Origin of the sequence: Ruegeria sp. HKCCA5491, assembly GCF_013034565.1 — a bacterium.
Taxonomy (GTDB): Bacteria; Pseudomonadota; Alphaproteobacteria; order Rhodobacterales; family Rhodobacteraceae; genus Ruegeria.
The window spans coordinates 39,202-57,602 of sequence record NZ_WQGG01000014.1; the positions used below are offsets into that span (position 1 = coordinate 39,202).

An 18,401-nucleotide genomic window follows, 5' to 3' on the forward strand; every position below is an offset into this window, starting at 1 on the left:
TCGCGAGGCCAAGATGCTGAAAAGCAAAGCTTCTCAAAATGCCGCAGACCAGCGGAACATTACCCGCCTGCGGGTGCTGGAACATATCCGGACCAGAGGCCCGATTTCACGGATAGATATCGCCAGCGCATTGCAGACCAGCCCGGCGACGGTTACCGCCGCCACGGCCGACCTCATTTCTGCGGGGCTGATCAAAGAGATCGAAACCGAACAACAATCCAAGTCTGCCAAAAGGGGGCGGCCCAGAGTCCTGCTTCAGTTGAATGGCGGCTCATACCTTGTTGCGGGCCTTAAGGTGGCGCGCCACATGATCTCGGTCATTCTTGTGGATTTCGAAGGCAATGAGGTTACGTCATACAAACATCCGCTGGACGACGCCCGAATGACCCCAACCGCTTTTGTGGCGACCATTCGCAAAGCCATGGATCAGGCTTGCGCTCAGATTAACGAAACCATCGACACCCTGTCCGGCGTGTCAATTGGGATTGCCGGTCTGGTGGATGCAGAAAGGAACTTTGTCCACTGGTCCTCTTCCCTGACCGAAAGAAACGTCGATTTCAGTCAATTTCTGGAAACTGAATTGCCCTGCCCCGCCTTCATTGAAAACGACGCCAATCTGGTGGCAAAGGCGGAACAACTTTTTGGATTAGGTAAGGGGTTAAAGAACTTTCTTGTCGTCACGATCGAACACGGCGTTGGGCTTGGTATTGTGCTGGACGGCAAGCTGTATCGCGGGGAACGTGGCTGCGGAGCAGAGTTTGGCCATACAAAAGTTCAACTGGACGGCGCGCTTTGCCAATGCGGCCAGCGGGGCTGCCTTGAGGCCTATGTCGGTGACTATGCGCTCATCCGGGAAGCAACCGTTGCCGATCAAAGCACTGGAACGGAAACCGTAACGGAAATCCACAAAAACGCGCGTTCCGGAGACCAAAGGGCCAAGTCCGTTCTGGCCCGCGCGGGACAGATGTTTGGTCTGGGGATATCCAACCTGATTAACCTGTTTGACCCGGAACGCATTATATTGTCAGGCGCTCAGATGGACTTGGAACACCTGTATTCCGACGAGGTGATGACCCGAATTCGAAGTGGCGTAGTGAATGTCGATACCCCCTTGCCGGAAATCAAAGTCCATCACTGGGGCGACCTGATGTGGGCCAAGGGTGCTGCGGCTTACGGGATTGAGCAGGTCTCGATCTTGAAGGTGAAGGAACTGGCGACACATGCGTCCTGAGCTTTGTATCCTGTTCGCTTTTGCATCTGCGTCCACGGCAGAAGCCCAAGCTCCGCAATTCCAGAAGATTGACATAGGCGCCCATACCTATGATGGCGGATGGGAGCACTTTGTGGGCGGTGGGGTCGCCGTTTTCGATTGCGACGGGGACGGGCTGCCCGAGCTTTTCGCCGCGGGTGGGACCAATCCTGCCCAACTGTTTAGGAACACATCGCTCGACAGCGTTTCATTTCGTGCTGATACGCCCAAGCAATTGTCACTGACCAGCGTAACCGGGGCTTACCCATTGGACGTCGACAATGATGGCGTTCTGGATCTGGCCGTTTTACGCGTTGGCCCTGATCTGCTTTTGAAGGGCGAATCTGATTGCAATTTCCGCCCTTTCGACACCCTTAGTTTCCAATCAGTGGACCATTGGACAACCGGGTTCTCTGCCACCTGGGAAGTTGATCAGACCCTTCCAACACTGGCCTTTGGCACCTATGTTGATCTCCGAAATCCCGATGGCCCGTTTGAGGCCTGCGGACCCACGGTCCTATACCGCCCCAACGGCCGCAGCTATCAGCCGCCGGAAAATCTCGAGCCGGGTTACTGCGCGCTGTCGGTCCTGTTTTCGGACTGGTCCCGCTCCGGACAAGCGGATTTGCGGGTCAGTAACGATCGCCATTACTATGTGCGCGGTGGGCAAGAGCAGTTATGGGCTATGGAGGCCACCCCACGCACCTATTCGCAAAAAGACGGATGGTTGCCATATTCGATCTGGGGAATGGGCATCGCTTCGCGGGATCTGACAGGCGACGGCTTTCCCGAAGTTTATCTAACTTCGATGGGCGATCAGAAATTGCAGATCTTCGACCCCAAAACTGGCGGCCCGACCTGGCGTGACGCCACCTACGACAAAGGCACAACCGCGCACAGACCACATACTGGAGGCGACGGTCGCCCATCGACCGGATGGCATGCGCAGTTTGGCGACGTCAACAACGACGGTCTGGACGATATCTTCGTCACCAAAGGAAATGTCGAGCAGATGCCGGACGCGGCGCTGAATGACCCCAACAACCTGCTGTTGCAACAGCAGAATGGTCAATTCCACGAAGCTTCGGCCAAGGCTGGCATTGCTTCTATGGCCAAGTCGCGCGGTGCGGCATTGGCTGACTTCAACAATGACGGCTGGCTTGATCTGGTGGTGGTCAATAGGGGCTCGGAACTTGAGGTCTATCAAAACCACCCTCGCACTGGGAATTGGGTGATGATGGACATAGCGCAGGATCAGCCAAACCGTTTCGCCGTCGGCGGCTTTATCGAGATGACGACTGCGGCGGGTATGCAGACCCGGGAAATCACCATCGGCGGAGGGCACGCCAGCGGCATCGTAGGGCTACATCATTTTGGGCTGACGGATGCGAAGACGATCGAAGTTCGGGTCATTTGGCCCGATGGCGAAGCGGGGGATTGGCAGGAATACCACCCCAATCAGATCATTCGAATTGAACGATGATCATTGGTCGACATGCAACCCACTTGGAACCTTTTCCGGAACACCAAGACGTTCAGTGGGGTCTTCCAGACTACCCAAAAAGCTCAGAAGGGCGCTGATCTCTTGATCCGTCAGACTTATCTTCGGCAGGTCGCTGCTTTTGGCAATCGCATCCATAATCTCGGGGTCGGAAAACGCCTGATGATCCTTTGCACCCGGAAAGTCAGGCAACACCGCCAGTTCCAAGGTATACGTGTGCAATGAGCCTTCCGGGTCGAGATGATGACGCACGACGTCTTCAAGCCGCGCATAGGCACCGCTATGCCCGTAGGGGGCCGTCAGCGTTACATTGCGCAACGAAGGCGTGCGAAACGCAAATGAATCCTCTGCGTCGCCAGTCACGCGCAGGCGCCCATCATCCCGGACATGGCTTTCAAACCTTGCTGCTTTGCCGGGCCCTATCTGCGGCATCGCGATAGAGTGAAACTTGTGGTCCGTTTGAAACCAGCCCGAATGACAGGTGCTGCACCCTGCCTTTCCATAGAACAGTTGCATTCCGCGCGCTGCCTCTTCCGGCAGGTCGGCTTCCCCCCGCATCGCAAGGTCAAACGGGCTGTTGTCGGCGCGCCATTCAAAGGCAATGAAATCGGCAATTACATTCGCAATAGCAGAAAAGGTGATCGCATCCCCCGGTGCGATCAAGGAAAATCGCTGTTCGTATTCCGGGATGGCCGCGATGCGAGCAGCAATCAGGTCCCACGCCCCGCCTTCCTGCGTTAGCAACCCAAGGCGCACGGCCTGGCTGACGTCATTCTCGGAGTAATGGCCTGCCATCTCATCAGGGGACAGCACCGGAAACATTGCCTGAGCGGCCAGAGCGGAATTGAAACCTGACCGCATATGCGTGCCCAGTGGCGTCCTGATACCGTTCTCGCGTGTCGGATCGGCTTCAAGGCGGCCATCGTGAAAGAAGGTTGTGAACTCGGTCGCTCCAAGATTCCAAAGACCCGGCGAATTGCGCGGGATTCGTTGCTCTGGCGGGTTTTCCGCATCGAGTTTCCGCTTCTCCCCCAAACCCGCGCCACCCTCACCGATCCCCAGCGAAAGCCCATCGGACGTGCCGAGTTTGGGGTGATGACACGTTGCGCAGCTTATGTTCTTGTTCCCCGACAAGATCGGATCGTAGAAAAGCAGCCGCCCAAGTTCGACCTCGTCCAGATCAGGCTCAACAAACTCTGGTTTTGGCCCGAGGTCCTGAGCCGCTGCGGGCATAATGGACACGACCACCACGCCGAAAGCAACAATCGGTGCAACGAACCTCATGTCTCACCCTCGGAAATCTCAATTATCAATGTCTGCGCGTATGGCGCTTCAGGAGAGTATATGATCGACGGAAATTCAGGGATGTTAACCGCGTTGGGATAACCCGACGGCTCGATGCACACGCCAGCGTTTTTGCGGAAAGGTTCCGAAAGGTGAGCCCCCGAGTAAACCTGCGCCCCCGCCTGATCAGACCAAACAGATAGTTGCAAACCGTTAGGCGCGGTAAGGTCAGCGACCGGAAGCCCGTTCTCTCGTGCGGGGTCGAAAACGAAGTAGTTGTCCAAATCCGTCAAAGTAGCGCTGATCGCCTTGGGTTCGGAGAAATCCATCCCGCCTTTCCTCGCGTCGTTCAATATGCCCGAGGGAATCCCTTGATTGTCCACTTCAAGATAGCGGTGTGAGGCCAACCGCAGACTATGCCCGGAAATGCCCCTCGCGCTACCCAGGCTATAGTAGTTGTGCTGCGCTATACTTATGGGGGTCGGTCGGTCAGGCTGCGCTGAAATCGAATAGATCAGGCGCGTTTCGTCCAGTTTTACGCGCACCTCAAATCTGACTTCTCCCGGAAAGCCGCTGGCACCCTCTGGGGATGTGTGGCGCAACACGGCCTCGTTTGCCGCTATTTTCTCAAGGGCCCAATTCTGATGCGAGAGGCCAGCCCATCCACCGTGCAAGGAATTCCGACCCTCGTTTGCGTCCAGTTCATAACGGACATTTTCCATGTCAAAACGCGCGTTTCCGATCCGATTGGCGACACGACCGACGATTGCACCCATATAGCTTTTGTCGGTAACGTAGTCCTGCGGACTTTCGTACCCAAGGATCATTGGCAAACCCTTGTACCACCATCCCTGTGTTGTCGCCCCGTAGCTGAGCAGCGACACCCGCATGTCGCCATCACTCAGAACGGCCGTTTCGATCCGAGGAGGTATGTCCCGCCTTACGCTCATCTTTTTACGAAAGGTGCCAAGGCTGAATAGTATTGCCGGTACCGCTGGTATTCACTTTCGAACGCATCGACCAAATCTTCACGAGGTTCGATGACCCTGTTGATTTTGGGTGCCATCATCACCGTGTCCGGATCTGCGTCATTGACGGCGCATATTGCCAGACGAGCGGCACCGATGGCGGCTCCAAATTCACTGCCCTGCGGCAAGGTAAGAGGCGAATTGAGTACGGTGGCCAGTTTCTTCAACCAATAATGGGAGCGCGCACCGCCGCCAACAGCCATAAGGGTCGTTGGTTTGGTTCCGGTTTTCTTGAGGGCCTCCAGACAATCCCGCATTGCAAAGGCGACGCCTTCCATGACGGCCCGCGTCAAGTCCGCAGTGCCTGAGGAAATATCGACACCCAGGAATGCCCCTCGGATCGCACTGTCATTATGCGGTGTCCGCTCACCCGAAAGATAGGGCAAAAACGTGATCTCTGATGGGCCATCCAGATCGTCCGGCAGCGAGGCGACCAGGTCCCCAACGGACTGGCTCAGGTTACGGGAGAGCCAGTTCAAGCTGTTCGTCGCAGACAGGATGACACCCATCTGAATCCACCTATCCGGAACGGAATGACAAAAACAATGTACCGCCGTTTCCGGCGCTGGCGCGTACTTATCCCTGGACACCAGCAGCACACCCGAGGTTCCAAGCGACAAGAAGCCGGCCCCGTCGCTGATACTGCCTATCCCGCAGGCAGCAGCGGCGTTGTCCCCTGCTCCGCCCGCAACTACGACCGGCTCAGACACTCCCCACTCTCGCTGTAGTTCGGGTCGCAACTCACCGCCCGGTTCACTGCCTTCAACCAATCGCGGCATTTGTTCGATGCTCATATGACCTTGTTCCAAGGCGGTTTCTGACCATCGCCTCGCCCCGACGTCCAACCATGACGTTCCCGCGCTGTCAGACATGTCGCTGACGTAATCCCCAGTCAGCCAGAGTCGCAAATAGTCTTTCGGCAGCAGTACCTTGGCAATCTTGGCAAACAGGTCAGGCTCATTTGCGCGGACCCATTCCAACTTGGGAGCTGTAAACCCCGGAAAAACGATGTTGCCAGAACTTGAACGCAGTTCCGGCAGTTGATCAAGCCTCTGCGCCTCTTTCGAGGCCCGCGTGTCGTTCCACAGAATGCAAGGCCGCAGTACGTTGTCTTCGGCATCCAAAAGGGTCGCACCGTGCATGTGCCCGCTCAGACCAATGCCGCGTAGCGCGGAGAACGCAGTTCCGTGCGCAGATCGAAGCTGACCGGCAACGTCCTTACACGCCTCCACCCAATCCAGAGGCGACTGTTCAGACCATCCCGGCTTTGGCGAAGACGTTGTGATATTGGACTCGGCACTGCCTGCGACGGACCCTGTGTCGTCGACAAGGATCCCTCTGAGACCGGATGTTCCCAAGTCCAATCCGAGATACATTTTTTGACCTCATCCATTTTATTTTAGTTGCTAAAATTAATATCTAAGCAGATTTTGTCAACAGAAGTTTAAGCCCAATTGGCCTCCCATGGCGACAAGCCCACGCCAGATCAGCGAGTGGATAGTTTGCGGCAGGAAACGGTTTTGCCGAGTTGAACGGCCCTCATGTCCACCATCACAGACTGAAGCTTCCGTTGACTTGTCTACACGCAATAGTTGCGCTAGCCTGCATATCTCAAAGCAGTTACTGGTCGAGGCCGGAGCAGGCCCATTGCACAGGGTTAAGTTGTAAACGATCACGCGGAGCAAGAGAGTGACCGATACTGAATGCAACTGTCAACAAATCGCCTCAGTCGAAGAAGTTAAATCTGCCTTAGAAGAGGCGCAGTGCCAGCACTGTGGTATCACCACAAATGAGCTCATGTCACGCGGAGAGGTCCTTGAGATTTGCGGTGAGGAATATTGCTCTGACATCTCAACGGGACTGAAACTGTTCACCACATTTGCTGTGTGCCCAAGCTGTCATGGGCGGTTTCATCAGGACGCCGAAAACATGCACAACCCTTGCCAAATAAAGGCTCGGTGGAGTCGAGAGGGCCTCGCGTAGTAAGGTGCCGGGGGCGGCAGCCTCTCACTTTAACTTCTATTTCCCAGATCAGACGTTGGCATGGGGCTGATTGAATGATCGCTTCACCAATTGGAACGAGCTTGAAAACTTGCCCCGCTAGCGCGGATCAGACTAAGCTTTGGACCACCAACCCTATTGAACAATCTACAGAGCTGTTGACGGCGCGGACTGCATGGAAGCTGGGATCAGCCCTGTTCTTCGTCGTCCTCAAGCGTCAGCAAATAGGCCTTGGTTGCTTTGAGCATCTCAGAAGCTTTGGCATCGTCTGTCATGACCCGGGACAACGCAATCGAACCGACCATAGCCGCCACCGCCAAATTTGCCTTGCTGCGATCCCCGTCAAGATAATCGGCGACGGTGTTTATGAAGCCATCAATATGAGTTTGCATGATGTCCCGCGACGCCTTGGGCCTGCGTGAGACATCCGACACAAGCGCGGGGATCGCGCAGCCACTGCTTTTTAGGTCGCGATGTTTGGGGCTGACATAGCTACCAACATAGCGCGCAAAGGATGGCTTTTTCGGGCTTGCATTAAGCTTTTGGGTCAAACGACCTTCTCGCAACGCGCGTTCAAGCGCCTGATCCAGCAGGTCTTCCTTGTTTTCAAAATGGCCGTAGAACCCGCCATGCGTCAATCCTACGGAATTCATCAAAGACACGACATTAATCGCTGAAAACCCACCGCTGCGCAGTTGTTCACCTGCGTTCGAAAGGATCTCCTCGCGATGACGTTCCTTTTGCGCTTGAGAGTACCCCATTGATGCTGGCCTTCGGAATCCATTGCCCCAGTTAGTGCGTCGACGACCACTAACAGGGTCAATCTGCATTGGAGTCATAATACAGAAATCCCCAGTGTGGTCCAGTTTTCACGCGATTTTCCGGCACCCATTGACTTGCATGATGTCTATCATACACAATCCGTTACAGACTAAGCGGCCCGGCGGCGATTTCAGATTGCCAAATGCCACGCGGCCTGACCCCGAGGATTCTAAAATCAGGACATGCCGTGATCACCGACACAACGACTAACACCACACTTGACCCGTCCCTCGGGATCGAAACCCATGACGATCCGGTCTTTGGCCCCTTGACCTATTTTCCGGCAAAACCTGTCCTGCGGCGTAGTAACGACGCCATTTACCTTCGCCAAGATTACAAGCTGCCGGACTATCCAACCAGTGTCATCGACTACCTGTTTGCAGCCGCCAGCGCACACCCCGACCGCCTTTCGCTTGCTGAACGCGGGCCACAGGGGTGGGATGGGCCAACTTTCCGGCAGCTAAAGTCGAATTGCGAGGCCATCGCGCAAGCTTTGCTCAACCGTGGTTTAAAGCAAGGAGATTGCATAGCCGTCTTGTCGCGCAACAGCATTATCCACGCTCAGATTCTGTTCGGGGCAATGATGGCCGGCATTACCGCTGCGTCGATCTCGCCAAGCTATGCAAAATTCTCAGAGGCTTTTCCCCGTCTGCAAAGCACATTTGCGCAGTCCAAAGCGAAACTCTTTTTTGTTGATGACGCCCAAACGCTGTCCGCTGCATTGGACAAGCTGGATCTGAACGGATGCGAGCTGGTGTCCGAACATCCCAGACCCGGTGATACTGACGTCGCCGAGTTGCTGGGCACCAAGGTTACCGAAGCTGTTGCCGCTGCCCACGCAGCCGTGACCGAAGAAACCGTTGGCAAGATCCTTTTCACCTCTGGCTCGACAGGCAACCCCAAGGGTGTGATCAACACACAGCGCATGATGTGCGCAAATATCGCCATGTCGCAAAGGATTGGAATCCGCATTCCTCACGCCCAACGTCGACGGCTATGCTGGCTGCCGTGGCACCATACGTTCGGGGGTAATCACATCCTGCACGAAATGCTGTTTCACGCATCAGCGCTTTATATCGACTCGGGCCGTCCAGTCTCCGGGCCGGATTTTGAACGCAGCTTGACCGCTATCCGCGAGGTGAAACCAACCAATTTCTCGAACGTGCCCTTGGCATACGGCATGTTGTTGGACGCAATGGAACAGGATACCGAGCTGGCCGAAGCGTTCTTTTCGAACCTGACTTTCGTACATTACGGCGGAGCAGGATTCCCCGGCGAAACCTATGAACGGCTGCAAAAACTGGCCATGACGTATCGGGGCTGCCGAATTCCGCTATCGGGTGGATTTGCCATGACCGAAGCAGCGCCTTCTGTCACGACGGTCCATTGGCCATATGACGGGGTTGGGCGTATCGGAATGCCTGTGCCAGAAGTTGAAATCAAACTGATCTCACTCAGCGACGACCGTTACGAGCTGCGGATCAAGGGACCGAATGTCTTTCCCGGCTATGTAGATCAGCCCGAACTGAACAAACGACTTTTCGACGATGAGGGGTTCTTCATCACCGGTGACGCGATCCGCTTTGAAGACATCGACAAAATCGCAAATGACCTGCGTTATGCCGGACGGGTCAGCGAAGATTTCAAGCTCGACAGCGGTACATTTGTTCAGGTTGGCGCGATCCGAACGGGATTGAATTTAGAATGTGGTGGGCTGGTGCGCGACACGGTTGTTGTCGGCGAAGGCCGCGCGCATATCGTCGCGATGGTCTGGCTGAACGATGCGGCCCGCGCACGTGCAACACGGGTGGACGGTGCACTTATTGAACCTGCTCCTGAAGACCTTGAACAGGTGCAACAGGCCTTGGATCGGTGGAACCAGAACAATAGCGGCTCCAGCCGGCAAGTGCGCGCAATTGGCATCCTGGCCGAGCCACCGTCGCTGTCGGAAAACGAAATCAACGACAAAGGCTACGTCAACCAGCGCCAAGTTCTCAAACGCCGCGCAGACACTGTTGACGCCCTTTACAACGGAACCCGCAAGGACTTTCTGGTGGTGGCACAACAATGAAAGAGACATCTTTGGAAGTCAGCCTAGACGCCTATCGCGGCCGGGTCGGCAAAGAGCTTGGCGTGTCAGACTGGCTTACGGTGGATCAGGCGCGGATCGACAAGTTTGCAGATGCCACCGACGATCACCAATTCATTCACATAGACCCGGACCGGGCCGCAGAAACACCTTTTGGCGGCACGATTGCGCATGGATTTCTGTCGCTGTCACTATTGGTGCCACTGGTGCAGAACGGCGTCCCAAAGATCGCTGGTCGCACGATGGGTGTGAATTACGGTTTCGATAAGATCCGATTTGTTTCGCCGGTGCCCGCAGGCGCACGTATTCGTGGACGTTTTCACCTTGCTGGGCTGACGGACAGGGACGATGGATCCATCCAAACCCGAATGAACGTCACGGTCGAAATCGAAGGTAAAGACTCGCCCGCGCTAGTCGCGGAGTGGCTAGGGCTATCCTATTTCTGATCCGCGCTTTTGCCTCTTATCCCACCGGGGACCAAAATGACGCAAATGCCTTCTCTGGCGGATATATTACAGCCAGAACAAGTTGGGCCTGACCTGTTTCGCGCGGCCGCCTTTTCCGGCGATGCCGTGCCGACGCGCCTATTCGGAGGGCAGGTCATTGCCCAATGCCTAGCCGCTGCACGCCATTCCGTGTCGGCAGAGCGTCGCTGCCATTCTATCCACTCGTATTTCCTGCGCGCGGGTGATCCGAACCAACCATTGATCTTCCGGGTTGAAAATGCGCGGGATGGTGGATCGTTCAGCACGCGACGGGTGATCGCCACGCAGGGCGATCAGCAAATCCTGAATTTCACAGGGTCTTTCCATGTGCCCGATGAGGGCTGGGACTATCAGCACGAAAAACCGGACGCTCCGGGGCCACAGGATTGCGCCCCGGACCAAAGCACCGCGACCGCCCGTTCCGCAAATGGCTCAGCCGAAGCAGACAACAGGCGCATCCACCAGACACAGTTCGAGATTCGCGACGTCGATCCCAGGAATGAGGCAAATCCCGTACCTGTCAGCGATCAGCACGGGTTTTGGTTTCGTATACCCGCAGCCAAAAATGGCGATGCCAACCTGCAGCAGCTTTATCTGACCTATGCGTCCGATATGGGTTTGATGAGCGTAGGTTTGCGCGCCCACGGGTTGAGCTGGTCGCAGAACACAGCGCAAGGCGCCAGTCTGGATCACGCGATCTGGCTTCACGCACCTGCCCGTTTACAGGATTGGCACTTTTACGCGATGGATGGCCCCTGGACGGGCAGCGGCCGTGGACTGGCCCGCGGCATGATCTTTTCCGAAGACGGCAAACTGGTCGCAAGTACAGCCCAGGAATCGCTATTGCGGCGTAAACGCAACTGAGCCGCGTCATTCTTGATCGAAGCCCCCTTTCTGCATCTTGTGCGGTTCACCGCCTTTGGCACAAGCCCGTTAACCACTGGGCTCCACTTGGGTTCTGCATGACATTGATAATCTTAAATCGCCAGTCCACTTAAGGCTTACCGGACAGTGGACTTGACATCTGAATGATGACCGTCATTCTGAAAAAGCTGAGACAAGGCCGATTGACAGCCTTGTTTGAACGGCAGGGGAGGATGACGAAATGCAGGATATTCAGGGCAAAGTCAGGCACGAGGTCCAAGGCCGTGTGCTAAAGATCACGATCGACAACCCGGCAAAGAAAAACGCCTTTCATCCGCAGATGATGGAACAATTGTCAGACACCCTGACCCTGCTAGAGCAAACACCCGACCTATGGGCAGGGGTGATCTGCGCAGAAGGCGAAGATTTTACAGCGGGGCTGGATATGCCAAAGTTCTTCGGCCCCAACAGCACACCCCCAGATATTCCCGAGGGAAACGTTGATGCGTTTGGCCTGCAAAGACAGTGTAGCAAGCCGATTGTCACGGCCGTAAAAGGGATATGCTTCACAATCGGAATCGAAATGATGCTGGCCGGAGACATCGCCGTTGCCGCCGATGACACCCGGTTTTGCCAATTGGAATCAAAGCGCGGCATTGCTCCTTTCGGTGGCGCGCACTTCCGATACATCAGCCGCGCCGGTTGGGGAAACGCCATGTACCACCTGATGCTATGCGACGAGTTCAGCGCGGAAGAAGCCCATCGCATCGGGCTGGTCCAAGAGGTTGTAGCCAAGGGGCATGAAACCACGCGCGCAATGGAGATTGCGGAAACGATCTGCCGAAACGCTCCGCTTGGCATTCAGGCCATGAAAGTGGCTGGACGCAAATTTATTGAACACGGGGAACAGGCTGCGATTGCCTGCATTCCAGAGCTTCGCGACCGTATGCTTGCGACCGAGGATATGCGCGAAGGCATAGCGTCATTCGTGGAACGGCGCGAGGCCGTCTTTAAAGGCCGTTGAAACGAACGCGCCCGGCTGCCGGGGCAGCACCGGAACCGTAATGGCGCGCTTGATGCAAAGGATACGGGGCTGGCAGGGGTTTTCGTAAGGTAAAAACGAATTCCGGCCATTAGGGGTTCGACTGCGAGCTGACGAAGATCGGAATTCTAAACACCTCTACGCAAGGGGCCGATGAAACTGCCCGCTGATACAATCTGGCGAAGAAGGAAAGAAAGATGACCAAGGCAAATGAGCTTTTCGACCTGAGTGGCAAGACCGCCCTGATAACCGGGGGGTCACGCGGGCTGGGTCTGCAGATCGCCGAAGTGCTGGGTGACAACGGCGCGCGATTGGTGATCTCGTCCCGCAAGGAAACGGATTTGCAGGATGCCAAGGCGCATCTCGAAGCGCGCGGGATCAGTGTGGACTACATCGTGGCGGATAATCGTAAGGACGATGACCTTGTGGCATTGTCAGATCAGTCCATAGCAAAGCTTGGTCGGGTCGATATCCTTGTCAACAATGCCGGGGCCACTTGGGGAAGCCCCGCAGTCGATCATGCGATGGAAGCCTGGGACAAGCTGATGGACCTTAACGTCCGCTCTGTGTTTCGCCTTAGCCAGCTAATCGCAAGAGACTCGATGATCCCGAATGGCAACGGCCGGATACTGAACCTGGCGTCGATTGCTGGGCTAAAGGGCAACAAGGGAATTGTGGCTTACAACACTTCGAAGGCGGCTGTTGTGAACCTGACCCGCGCATTGGCCCACGAATGGGGTGAGCATGGAATAACGGTGAATGCGCTGGCCCCGGGCATGTTCGAAAGCAAGATGACCGCGGGAACGCTGGATGCGCTGGGGCGCGAAAACGTCGCGGCGCAGAACCCGCTGGGGCGGATTGGCGGCAGCGAAGATCTTAAGGGGGCGGCGCTGCTTTATTGCTCGGACGCAGGCAGCATGATCAACGGGACCACTTTGGCCATTGATGGCGGGCTGACCGCGATCTGAAAGCGCCCGACCTATCCGTAGACCACTTTCAAAAGGAAAGATTGATGCAGAAGCACGTCGCCTTTCACTTCGATTTTGGCAGCCCGAACTCTTACCTAGCGCATCTCTTAATACCCGGTCTCGCGCAGACCTATGGCGCGACGTTCACCTATGTGCCGGTGCTATTGGGCGGTATCTTCCGCGCCACTGGCAACCGGGCACCGGGTGAAACCAACGCCGGGATCGAGAACAAGCTGCGGTACGAACGGCGCGACCTGTTGCGCTTTACCGAACGCAACGGAATCGTCGATGAGTTCTCATTCAACCCCTATTTCCCGATCAACACCCTGCAACTGATGCGCGGCTGCATTGCGGCGCAACGGTTGGGTGTTTTTGAGCTGTACATGGAACGCGTCTTTCGCGGCATGTGGCAGTTCGAACAGAACCTTGGCGACCCTGAGGTGCTGTCGCGCTGGCTGACAGATGGCGGGCTAGAAGCCGAACCCCTGTTCGCACTGATACAAGACCCCGAAGTCAAAACCCAACTGATCTCGAACACGGAAATGGCTGTTTCCGCTGGTGATTTTGGTGCACCGACCTTTCACTATGACGGGGAAATCTATTTCGGAAAGGATCGTATCCGCGATCTGGAACAGCATCTGGCCGGTCTGGATAACTGACACATGCATTTGGGTCAGCCGACCTACCCTAAAGAAGGACACTCCTTATGGAACAAAGAGCAGAAACTGTTGTCGTGGTTGGAGCCGGTGATTTCATCGGCGCGGCCATCTGCAAGGCCTTCGCCGCCGAAGGCTTTACTGTGATCGCCGGTCGGCGCAACGGGGATAAACTGCAACCGTTGGTGGATGAGGTCACAGCCGCCGGAGGCCGAATAATCGGCAAAAGTCTGGATGCCAGGGACGAAGATCAGGTCATCGACTTCATCAAGTCCGCCGAAGAGGTTGGCCCGATCGAAGTTTGCATCTTCAACGTCGGCGCGAATGTGAGTTTCCCATTCACAGAAACCACGGAACGGGTTTTCCGCAAAGTTTGGGAAATGGCCTGCTACGCCGGTTTTCTAACCGGGCGCGAAGCCGCCAAAGCGATGCTGCCACGCGGAACCGGCAATATCTTTTTCACTGGTGCCACCGCCGGGTTGCGCGGCAATCCAGGCTTTGCCGCCTTTGCCAGCGCCAAGTTTGGCATCCGCGCCGTCGCTGAATGCGCCGCCCGTGAATTGATGCCCAAAGGCATCCATGTGGCGCATCTGGTCATTGATTCCGGCGTTGATACCCAATGGGTGCGCGAAATGATCGCCGCCCGCGGAGGCAACCCGGAAGACCGGGTTCTGATGGATCCCGCGTCCGTGGCAAAGACCTATATCCAGCTTTGGAAACAGCCCAAAGACGCGTGGATGTTTGAGACGCAGATACGACCAAGCGTGGAAACGTGGTAAAGCGGAAGTAGTCGTTTAGGTCGACTCTTGCATCGGCAGACAGTCGGGAATGACAAAAGCTACCCGCCCTCAGCCGCGCAATGCGGTCACAGGGGCATTCCCATGCCCCGTTGACCACTGCCCTAGCGGGGTTGCGCCCCGTCCCATTCGATCATGAGCGGGCGCAACGTTCCTGGAAGGTCCGACTTTGTCCCGTGCTGATCCAGAAAAACCAACACCGCCGAAGCGGTTGCAATCTGGCCATTCCCCCAGATCGCATACTCCATCGTGCAGCTAGACCGGCCGACCTGCACAGTGCGCCCCGTCACGATCACATCGTCATCCAGATGAACTGGCTTGAGATAGTCGATCTGAAACCGTCGGATCACCATCAGATTGGCCCCCGGCGTCGCATATTCCGGCCAACCGTAGGCGCGCAAATAGGCCATGCGGAACGCCTCGATCCAACGCAGGCATTTCACGTTCGAGACATGGTTCTGCGCATCCAAATCCCCGAACGTCGCCCGAAAACCTACCCCGAAATTCCAAGGTTCCGGCACCCCGTAGCCGCGCAGGTCGGTGGCTTTTATCGGCTCATAATGCTTTGAGATTCTGAATTTTTGCTCGTTCATACTTTGACGTCTTTTGCCTGCTATCCGGCCAATATCATTCTGCTGGCTTTCTCTGCGATCATAATCGTCGGGGCATTGGTATTGCCCGAGGTCAGCTCGGGCATGATCGAACAATCGACAACCCGCAATCCTGCAATCCCGTGAAGCTTCAACTTGGCATCCACAACTGCATCCGGCCCCGGTCCCATTTTACAGGTCCTTGACGGATGGAAGATCGTCACAGCGTGACCGCGCGCCCAGTCCAGCATCGCGTCGTAATCGTCGCTTTCTATCGCGCTGCCCGGCAAAAACTCAGACGCGATATGGCTCGCCAAGGGTGACTGCGCCGCAATCGTGCGGGCGATGCGAATTCCTTCGACCAACGTACGGCAATCGGTTTCCGTAGACAGATAGTTGGGGTGAATTTTGGGATAAGTGGCAGGGTCAGGACCATTTAACAGAATCTGCCCACGACTTTCGGGACGCAACTGGCAGACGGTTGAAGTGAAGCCGAAAAAGTCATGCAGGTTCCCTTCCGCATCATAAGAAAAGGGCTGCACGTGAAACTGAATGTCTGGCGTTTGCAGATCAGGGTGCGTTTTCAGAAAAGCGGTAGCATCCGCCGCTGGCATCGACAAAGGCGCGTTCCGGCCCACGAAATAGTATTGGGCGGCGATGGCCGCCTGACGCATCAGCGACTTACCTTCGCGGTTATATGTGGGCACCGACATCCGATGCACCATCTTGGCCTGAAGATGATCCTGCATCGCCTGCCCCACACCCGGAAGCTCGTGACGGAGCTGCACGCCGTTTTCAGACAAGTGATCGGGATTTCCAATCCCCGACAGCATAAGTATCTGAGGCGACCCGATCGACCCGGCCGACAAGATCACCTCGCGCCCGGCCCTAAGCGACACCAATCTACCCGAGCGATCCTTGTAGGTGATGCCTGTACAGCGTTTGCCATCCAGGTCCACGTGCTGCACATGGGCATGCGTGATCACACGCAAATTGGGGCGCGACCTGATCGGTTTCAGAAACGCATTCGCCGTCGAATGACGTTTGCCATAGGCGATGGTTGTCTGAAAAAAGCCGACCCCTTCCTGCCGCTCTGCATTGTGGCAGGGTTATACGGGTAACCCGCTGCAACTGCAGATTCGACCCATTTCTCACTCAGCGGATGGCGCGAACGAGGGGTGCTGACCGTCATTTCGCCGTCGCTACCCCGCAGGTCAGAGTCGTATTGATCCTCAGCACCTTCCTCGCGCCCTTCGGTGGCTTTGAACAGCGGCAGGACATCTTCCCAGCCCCAGCCTTCGTTGCCCAATTGCCGCCAACGGTCATAATCGGACGGCTGCCCGCGCACGTATAGCAACCCGTTTATCGACGATGACCCCCCAAGCGTCTTGCCGCGCGGCCAGAAAAGCCGCCGCCCGTTTAAGCCGGGATCAGGTTCGGTTGAATAGCACCAGTTATACTTCTCATTTCGAAGCATTTTCACAAAGCCCGCAGGCGCATGAATGAAGGGGCTGTTATCCTTGCCCCCGGCCTCCAGCAATATGACCTTGTTTTTTGGGTCAGCAGTCAGCCGGTTGGCCAACACACAGCCCGCTGAACCTGCCCCAACAATGATGTAATCCGCGTCCACCTGCCCGGCACCTCCCAATACCTATCAATGAAATCCGGCTCCAAGGCCTGCTTTGCTTACAAACTGCGGGTCGCGTTCAGACCGCTTTCATGGGGTCAGGACGACCCGACCGATAACCTTCCCGTCTTTCAGATCCATCAGCGCGTCGTTGGCGTCCTGTAATGGGCGGCGCGTCACAGGTGCCAAGCTCAACTTGCCTGATTTGGCCAACTCAAGCAGTTCGGACAGTTCGTTCAGATTGCCCACATATGAACCGATCACCGCCATGGCGCGTATTGGGAAATAGACGGTGGGGATTTTCAACTGACCGCCAAACAATCCCACCACAACGATCCGAACGCCCTTACGCGCGGCGGCCAACCCCAGATTAATCGTGCCTCGGCGCCCACCAAGTCCATGACCAACAGGGCCCCTCCCCCTGTGGCGGCTTTGATCTGCTCGTCCGCATCGGGCGCATTGCCATCAATGGCCGCAAGCGCCCCGGCCTCAAGCACGGCGTGGCGCTTTGCCTCGTCAAGATCGACGAAAACGGCCCCCTTGCCACCAAGAGCACGGATCACCCGAAGCGCCATATGCCCAAGTCCACCCGCACCCAGGATCACCACCGGCGTGTCGCGGATATCGTCCCCGAATTTCTTAAGCGCGCTATAGGTGGTCACCCCGGAACAGGCCAAAGGCGCGGCCTCTGCCGGGTCCAGGTCGCCAAGCGTCAGACAATATTTGGCGCGCGGCACCACCACGTATTGCGCATAGCCGCCGGGGGTGAATATCCCAAGGGCCCGCGGTGCATTGGGGCACAAATTCTCTTGATCCTTTGCGCAGGTTTCGCAGGTGCCACACCCCAGCCAGGGATAGACCAGATAGCTTTCGCCCAGCGCCAAACCCTGCGCTTCGGGACCCAACGCGACCAGCTCACCGACAATCTCATGACCCATCGTCAAGGGAAGCTTTACGCCCCGATCGGACAAATTCATCTCTTGGTTGTCGCCCAGATCATAGCCACCTTCCCAGAAGTGCAGATCAGAGTGACACACGCCCGAGGCACGCACCTTCAACAGCACCTCGTCCCCTTCCAACTCGGGCAGATCCTGCACGATTTTCTGCAGTGGCGCCTGGTGTTCCGTCACGCAATAGCACTCATTTTTCATGGTCTGGCCTCTTGTTCTTCGTATCGCAATTGCTTGGAAATGTTGCCATTCAGCCGCATCTGCATGATGATCATCATCCCATCAAGCCTACCTTGATGTCAACAAAACTTGCTCCCTTTACCATCGACCCATTGCGACCTGCATGATGCATGTCATGCCCTTCGACAGGCAGATCGCCGCTGTGTGAAAAGGGGTCGACTAACTGCCCAGCGCAAAAAGTCAGCGTCACAATCGCAAAACCGGGAAA

General features: G+C 56.3%; 17 protein-coding genes and 1 pseudogene. 9 read left to right on the forward strand and 9 right to left on the reverse strand.

All coding sequences use genetic code 11. The annotated features are described in order from the left end of the window. Nucleotides 1–13 precede the first annotated feature (13 nt). Together GOV88_RS17500 and GOV88_RS17505 are read left to right on the forward strand one after the other, a co-directional pair. Nucleotides 14–1,231 (forward strand): ROK family transcriptional regulator, encoded by a 1,218-nt coding sequence (locus tag GOV88_RS17500; protein WP_171241224.1) that lies wholly within the window; start codon nt 14–16, stop codon nt 1,229–1,231. Continuing rightward, the gene (locus GOV88_RS17505; protein WP_171241225.1) at nt 1,221–2,732 is read left to right on the forward strand and encodes a CRTAC1 family protein; all 1,512 of its coding nucleotides are present in this window, start codon (nt 1,221–1,223) and stop codon (nt 2,730–2,732) included. The genes GOV88_RS17500 and GOV88_RS17505 overlap by 11 nt, the downstream gene beginning before the upstream one ends. Here GOV88_RS17505 and GOV88_RS17510 read toward each other — a convergent pair whose 3' ends face one another. The 4 genes from GOV88_RS17510 to GOV88_RS17525 all read right to left on the reverse strand — a co-directional run bounded on the left by GOV88_RS17510 (nt 2,733) and on the right by GOV88_RS17525 (nt 7,824). Further along, the gene (locus GOV88_RS17510) at nt 2,733–4,034 is read right to left on the reverse strand and encodes a cytochrome-c peroxidase (RefSeq protein WP_171241226.1); all 1,302 of its coding nucleotides are present in this window, start codon (nt 4,032–4,034) and stop codon (nt 2,733–2,735) included. Beyond that, entirely contained in the window at nt 4,031–4,984 is a 954-nt protein-coding gene (locus tag GOV88_RS17515; RefSeq protein ID WP_171241227.1) for an aldose epimerase family protein, read from the reverse strand. Before GOV88_RS17515 ends, GOV88_RS17510 begins: the two co-directional genes overlap by 4 nt. After that, nucleotides 4,981–6,438 (reverse strand): xylulokinase, encoded by a 1,458-nt coding sequence (gene xylB, locus GOV88_RS17520; protein WP_171241228.1) that lies wholly within the window; start codon nt 6,436–6,438, stop codon nt 4,981–4,983. The genes GOV88_RS17515 and xylB overlap by 4 nt, the downstream gene beginning before the upstream one ends. Before the next feature lie 813 nt (nt 6,439–7,251). Continuing rightward, nucleotides 7,252–7,824, reverse strand: a complete 573-nt coding sequence (locus GOV88_RS17525) for a TetR/AcrR family transcriptional regulator (protein ID WP_171123370.1) — start codon at nt 7,822–7,824, stop codon at nt 7,252–7,254. A gap of 248 nt (nt 7,825–8,072) precedes the next feature. Between GOV88_RS17525 and GOV88_RS17530 the strand changes: the two genes are divergently transcribed. From GOV88_RS17530 to GOV88_RS17560, 7 genes are all read left to right on the forward strand, one after another. Then, complete coding sequence (locus GOV88_RS17530) at nt 8,073–9,956, forward strand: AMP-binding protein (protein WP_171241229.1); 1,884 nt, start codon at nt 8,073–8,075, stop codon at nt 9,954–9,956. Further along, entirely contained in the window at nt 9,953–10,420 is a 468-nt protein-coding gene (locus GOV88_RS17535) for a MaoC family dehydratase (RefSeq protein WP_171123374.1), read from the forward strand. Before GOV88_RS17530 ends, GOV88_RS17535 begins: the two co-directional genes overlap by 4 nt. 36 nt (nt 10,421–10,456) lie before the next feature. After that, a complete protein-coding gene (locus GOV88_RS17540) occupies nt 10,457–11,323 on the forward strand; it encodes an acyl-CoA thioesterase II (protein WP_171241230.1) in 867 nt (288 codons plus the stop codon). Nucleotides 11,324–11,564: 241 nt separating this feature from the next. Then, complete coding sequence (locus GOV88_RS17545; RefSeq protein ID WP_171241231.1) at nt 11,565–12,347, forward strand: crotonase/enoyl-CoA hydratase family protein; 783 nt, start codon at nt 11,565–11,567, stop codon at nt 12,345–12,347. 215 nt (nt 12,348–12,562) lie between these two features. Then, complete coding sequence (locus GOV88_RS17550; protein WP_171241232.1) at nt 12,563–13,333, forward strand: SDR family oxidoreductase; 771 nt, start codon at nt 12,563–12,565, stop codon at nt 13,331–13,333. A 44-nt stretch (nt 13,334–13,377) separates the two neighbouring features. Continuing rightward, nucleotides 13,378–13,992 carry a 2-hydroxychromene-2-carboxylate isomerase gene (locus tag GOV88_RS17555; RefSeq protein WP_171123381.1) on the forward strand — a complete coding sequence of 205 codons (615 nt, stop codon included), beginning with the start codon at nt 13,378–13,380 and terminating at the stop codon, nt 13,990–13,992. Nucleotides 13,993–14,039: 47 nt separating this feature from the next. Then, nucleotides 14,040–14,768 (forward strand): SDR family NAD(P)-dependent oxidoreductase, encoded by a 729-nt coding sequence (locus GOV88_RS17560; protein WP_171241233.1) that lies wholly within the window; start codon nt 14,040–14,042, stop codon nt 14,766–14,768. A 122-nt stretch (nt 14,769–14,890) separates the two neighbouring features. Here the strand turns inward: GOV88_RS17560 and GOV88_RS17565 are convergent, their stop codons facing one another. The 5 genes and pseudogenes from GOV88_RS17565 to GOV88_RS17575 form a co-directional block, all read right to left on the reverse strand. Further along, complete coding sequence (locus GOV88_RS17565) at nt 14,891–15,379, reverse strand: acyl-CoA thioesterase (RefSeq protein ID WP_171241234.1); 489 nt, start codon at nt 15,377–15,379, stop codon at nt 14,891–14,893. Nucleotides 15,380–15,399: 20 nt separating this feature from the next. After that, on the reverse strand, nt 15,400–16,125 hold the full coding sequence (locus tag GOV88_RS20785; RefSeq protein ID WP_371808266.1) for a GMC family oxidoreductase: 726 nt from the start codon (nt 16,123–16,125) through the stop codon (nt 15,400–15,402). 45 nt (nt 16,126–16,170) lie between these two features. Further along, nucleotides 16,171–17,006, reverse strand: a pseudogene (locus tag GOV88_RS20790) (GMC family oxidoreductase); the annotation flags it as partial. Nucleotides 17,007–17,093: 87 nt separating this feature from the next. Further along, complete coding sequence (locus GOV88_RS20380; protein ID WP_217358930.1) at nt 17,094–17,330, reverse strand: zinc-binding dehydrogenase; 237 nt, start codon at nt 17,328–17,330, stop codon at nt 17,094–17,096. Beyond that, nucleotides 17,306–18,133 carry an alcohol dehydrogenase catalytic domain-containing protein gene (locus GOV88_RS17575; RefSeq protein ID WP_217358931.1) on the reverse strand — a complete coding sequence of 276 codons (828 nt, stop codon included), beginning with the start codon at nt 18,131–18,133 and terminating at the stop codon, nt 17,306–17,308. The genes GOV88_RS20380 and GOV88_RS17575 overlap by 25 nt, the downstream gene beginning before the upstream one ends. Nucleotides 18,134–18,401: the final 268 nt, after the last annotated feature.

Excerpts from the sequence above, each read along its gene's own strand:
- GOV88_RS17500 (WP_171241224.1), top strand. The coding sequence starts at position 14 with ATGCTGAAAAGCAAAGCTTCTCAAAATGCCGCAGACCAGCGGAACATT.
- GOV88_RS17515 (WP_171241227.1), bottom strand. The coding sequence starts at position 4,984 with ATGAGCGTAAGGCGGGACATACCTCCTCGGATCGAAACGGCCGTTCTG.
- GOV88_RS17535 (WP_171123374.1), top strand. The coding sequence starts at position 9,953 with ATGAAAGAGACATCTTTGGAAGTCAGCCTAGACGCCTATCGCGGCCGG.
- xylB (WP_171241228.1), bottom strand. The coding sequence starts at position 6,438 with ATGTATCTCGGATTGGACTTGGGAACATCCGGTCTCAGAGGGATCCTT.
- GOV88_RS17560 (WP_171241233.1), top strand. The coding sequence starts at position 14,040 with ATGGAACAAAGAGCAGAAACTGTTGTCGTGGTTGGAGCCGGTGATTTC.
- GOV88_RS17555 (WP_171123381.1), top strand. The coding sequence starts at position 13,378 with ATGCAGAAGCACGTCGCCTTTCACTTCGATTTTGGCAGCCCGAACTCT.
- GOV88_RS20785 (WP_371808266.1), bottom strand. The coding sequence starts at position 16,125 with ATGCAGGATCATCTTCAGGCCAAGATGGTGCATCGGATGTCGGTGCCC.
- GOV88_RS17545 (WP_171241231.1), top strand. The coding sequence starts at position 11,565 with ATGCAGGATATTCAGGGCAAAGTCAGGCACGAGGTCCAAGGCCGTGTG.
- GOV88_RS17505 (WP_171241225.1), top strand. The coding sequence starts at position 1,221 with ATGCGTCCTGAGCTTTGTATCCTGTTCGCTTTTGCATCTGCGTCCACG.
- GOV88_RS17525 (WP_171123370.1), bottom strand. The coding sequence starts at position 7,824 with ATGGGGTACTCTCAAGCGCAAAAGGAACGTCATCGCGAGGAGATCCTT.
- GOV88_RS17540 (WP_171241230.1), top strand. The coding sequence starts at position 10,457 with ATGACGCAAATGCCTTCTCTGGCGGATATATTACAGCCAGAACAAGTT.
- GOV88_RS17565 (WP_171241234.1), bottom strand. The coding sequence starts at position 15,379 with ATGAACGAGCAAAAATTCAGAATCTCAAAGCATTATGAGCCGATAAAA.
- GOV88_RS17510 (WP_171241226.1), bottom strand. The coding sequence starts at position 4,034 with ATGAGGTTCGTTGCACCGATTGTTGCTTTCGGCGTGGTGGTCGTGTCC.
- GOV88_RS17550 (WP_171241232.1), top strand. The coding sequence starts at position 12,563 with ATGACCAAGGCAAATGAGCTTTTCGACCTGAGTGGCAAGACCGCCCTG.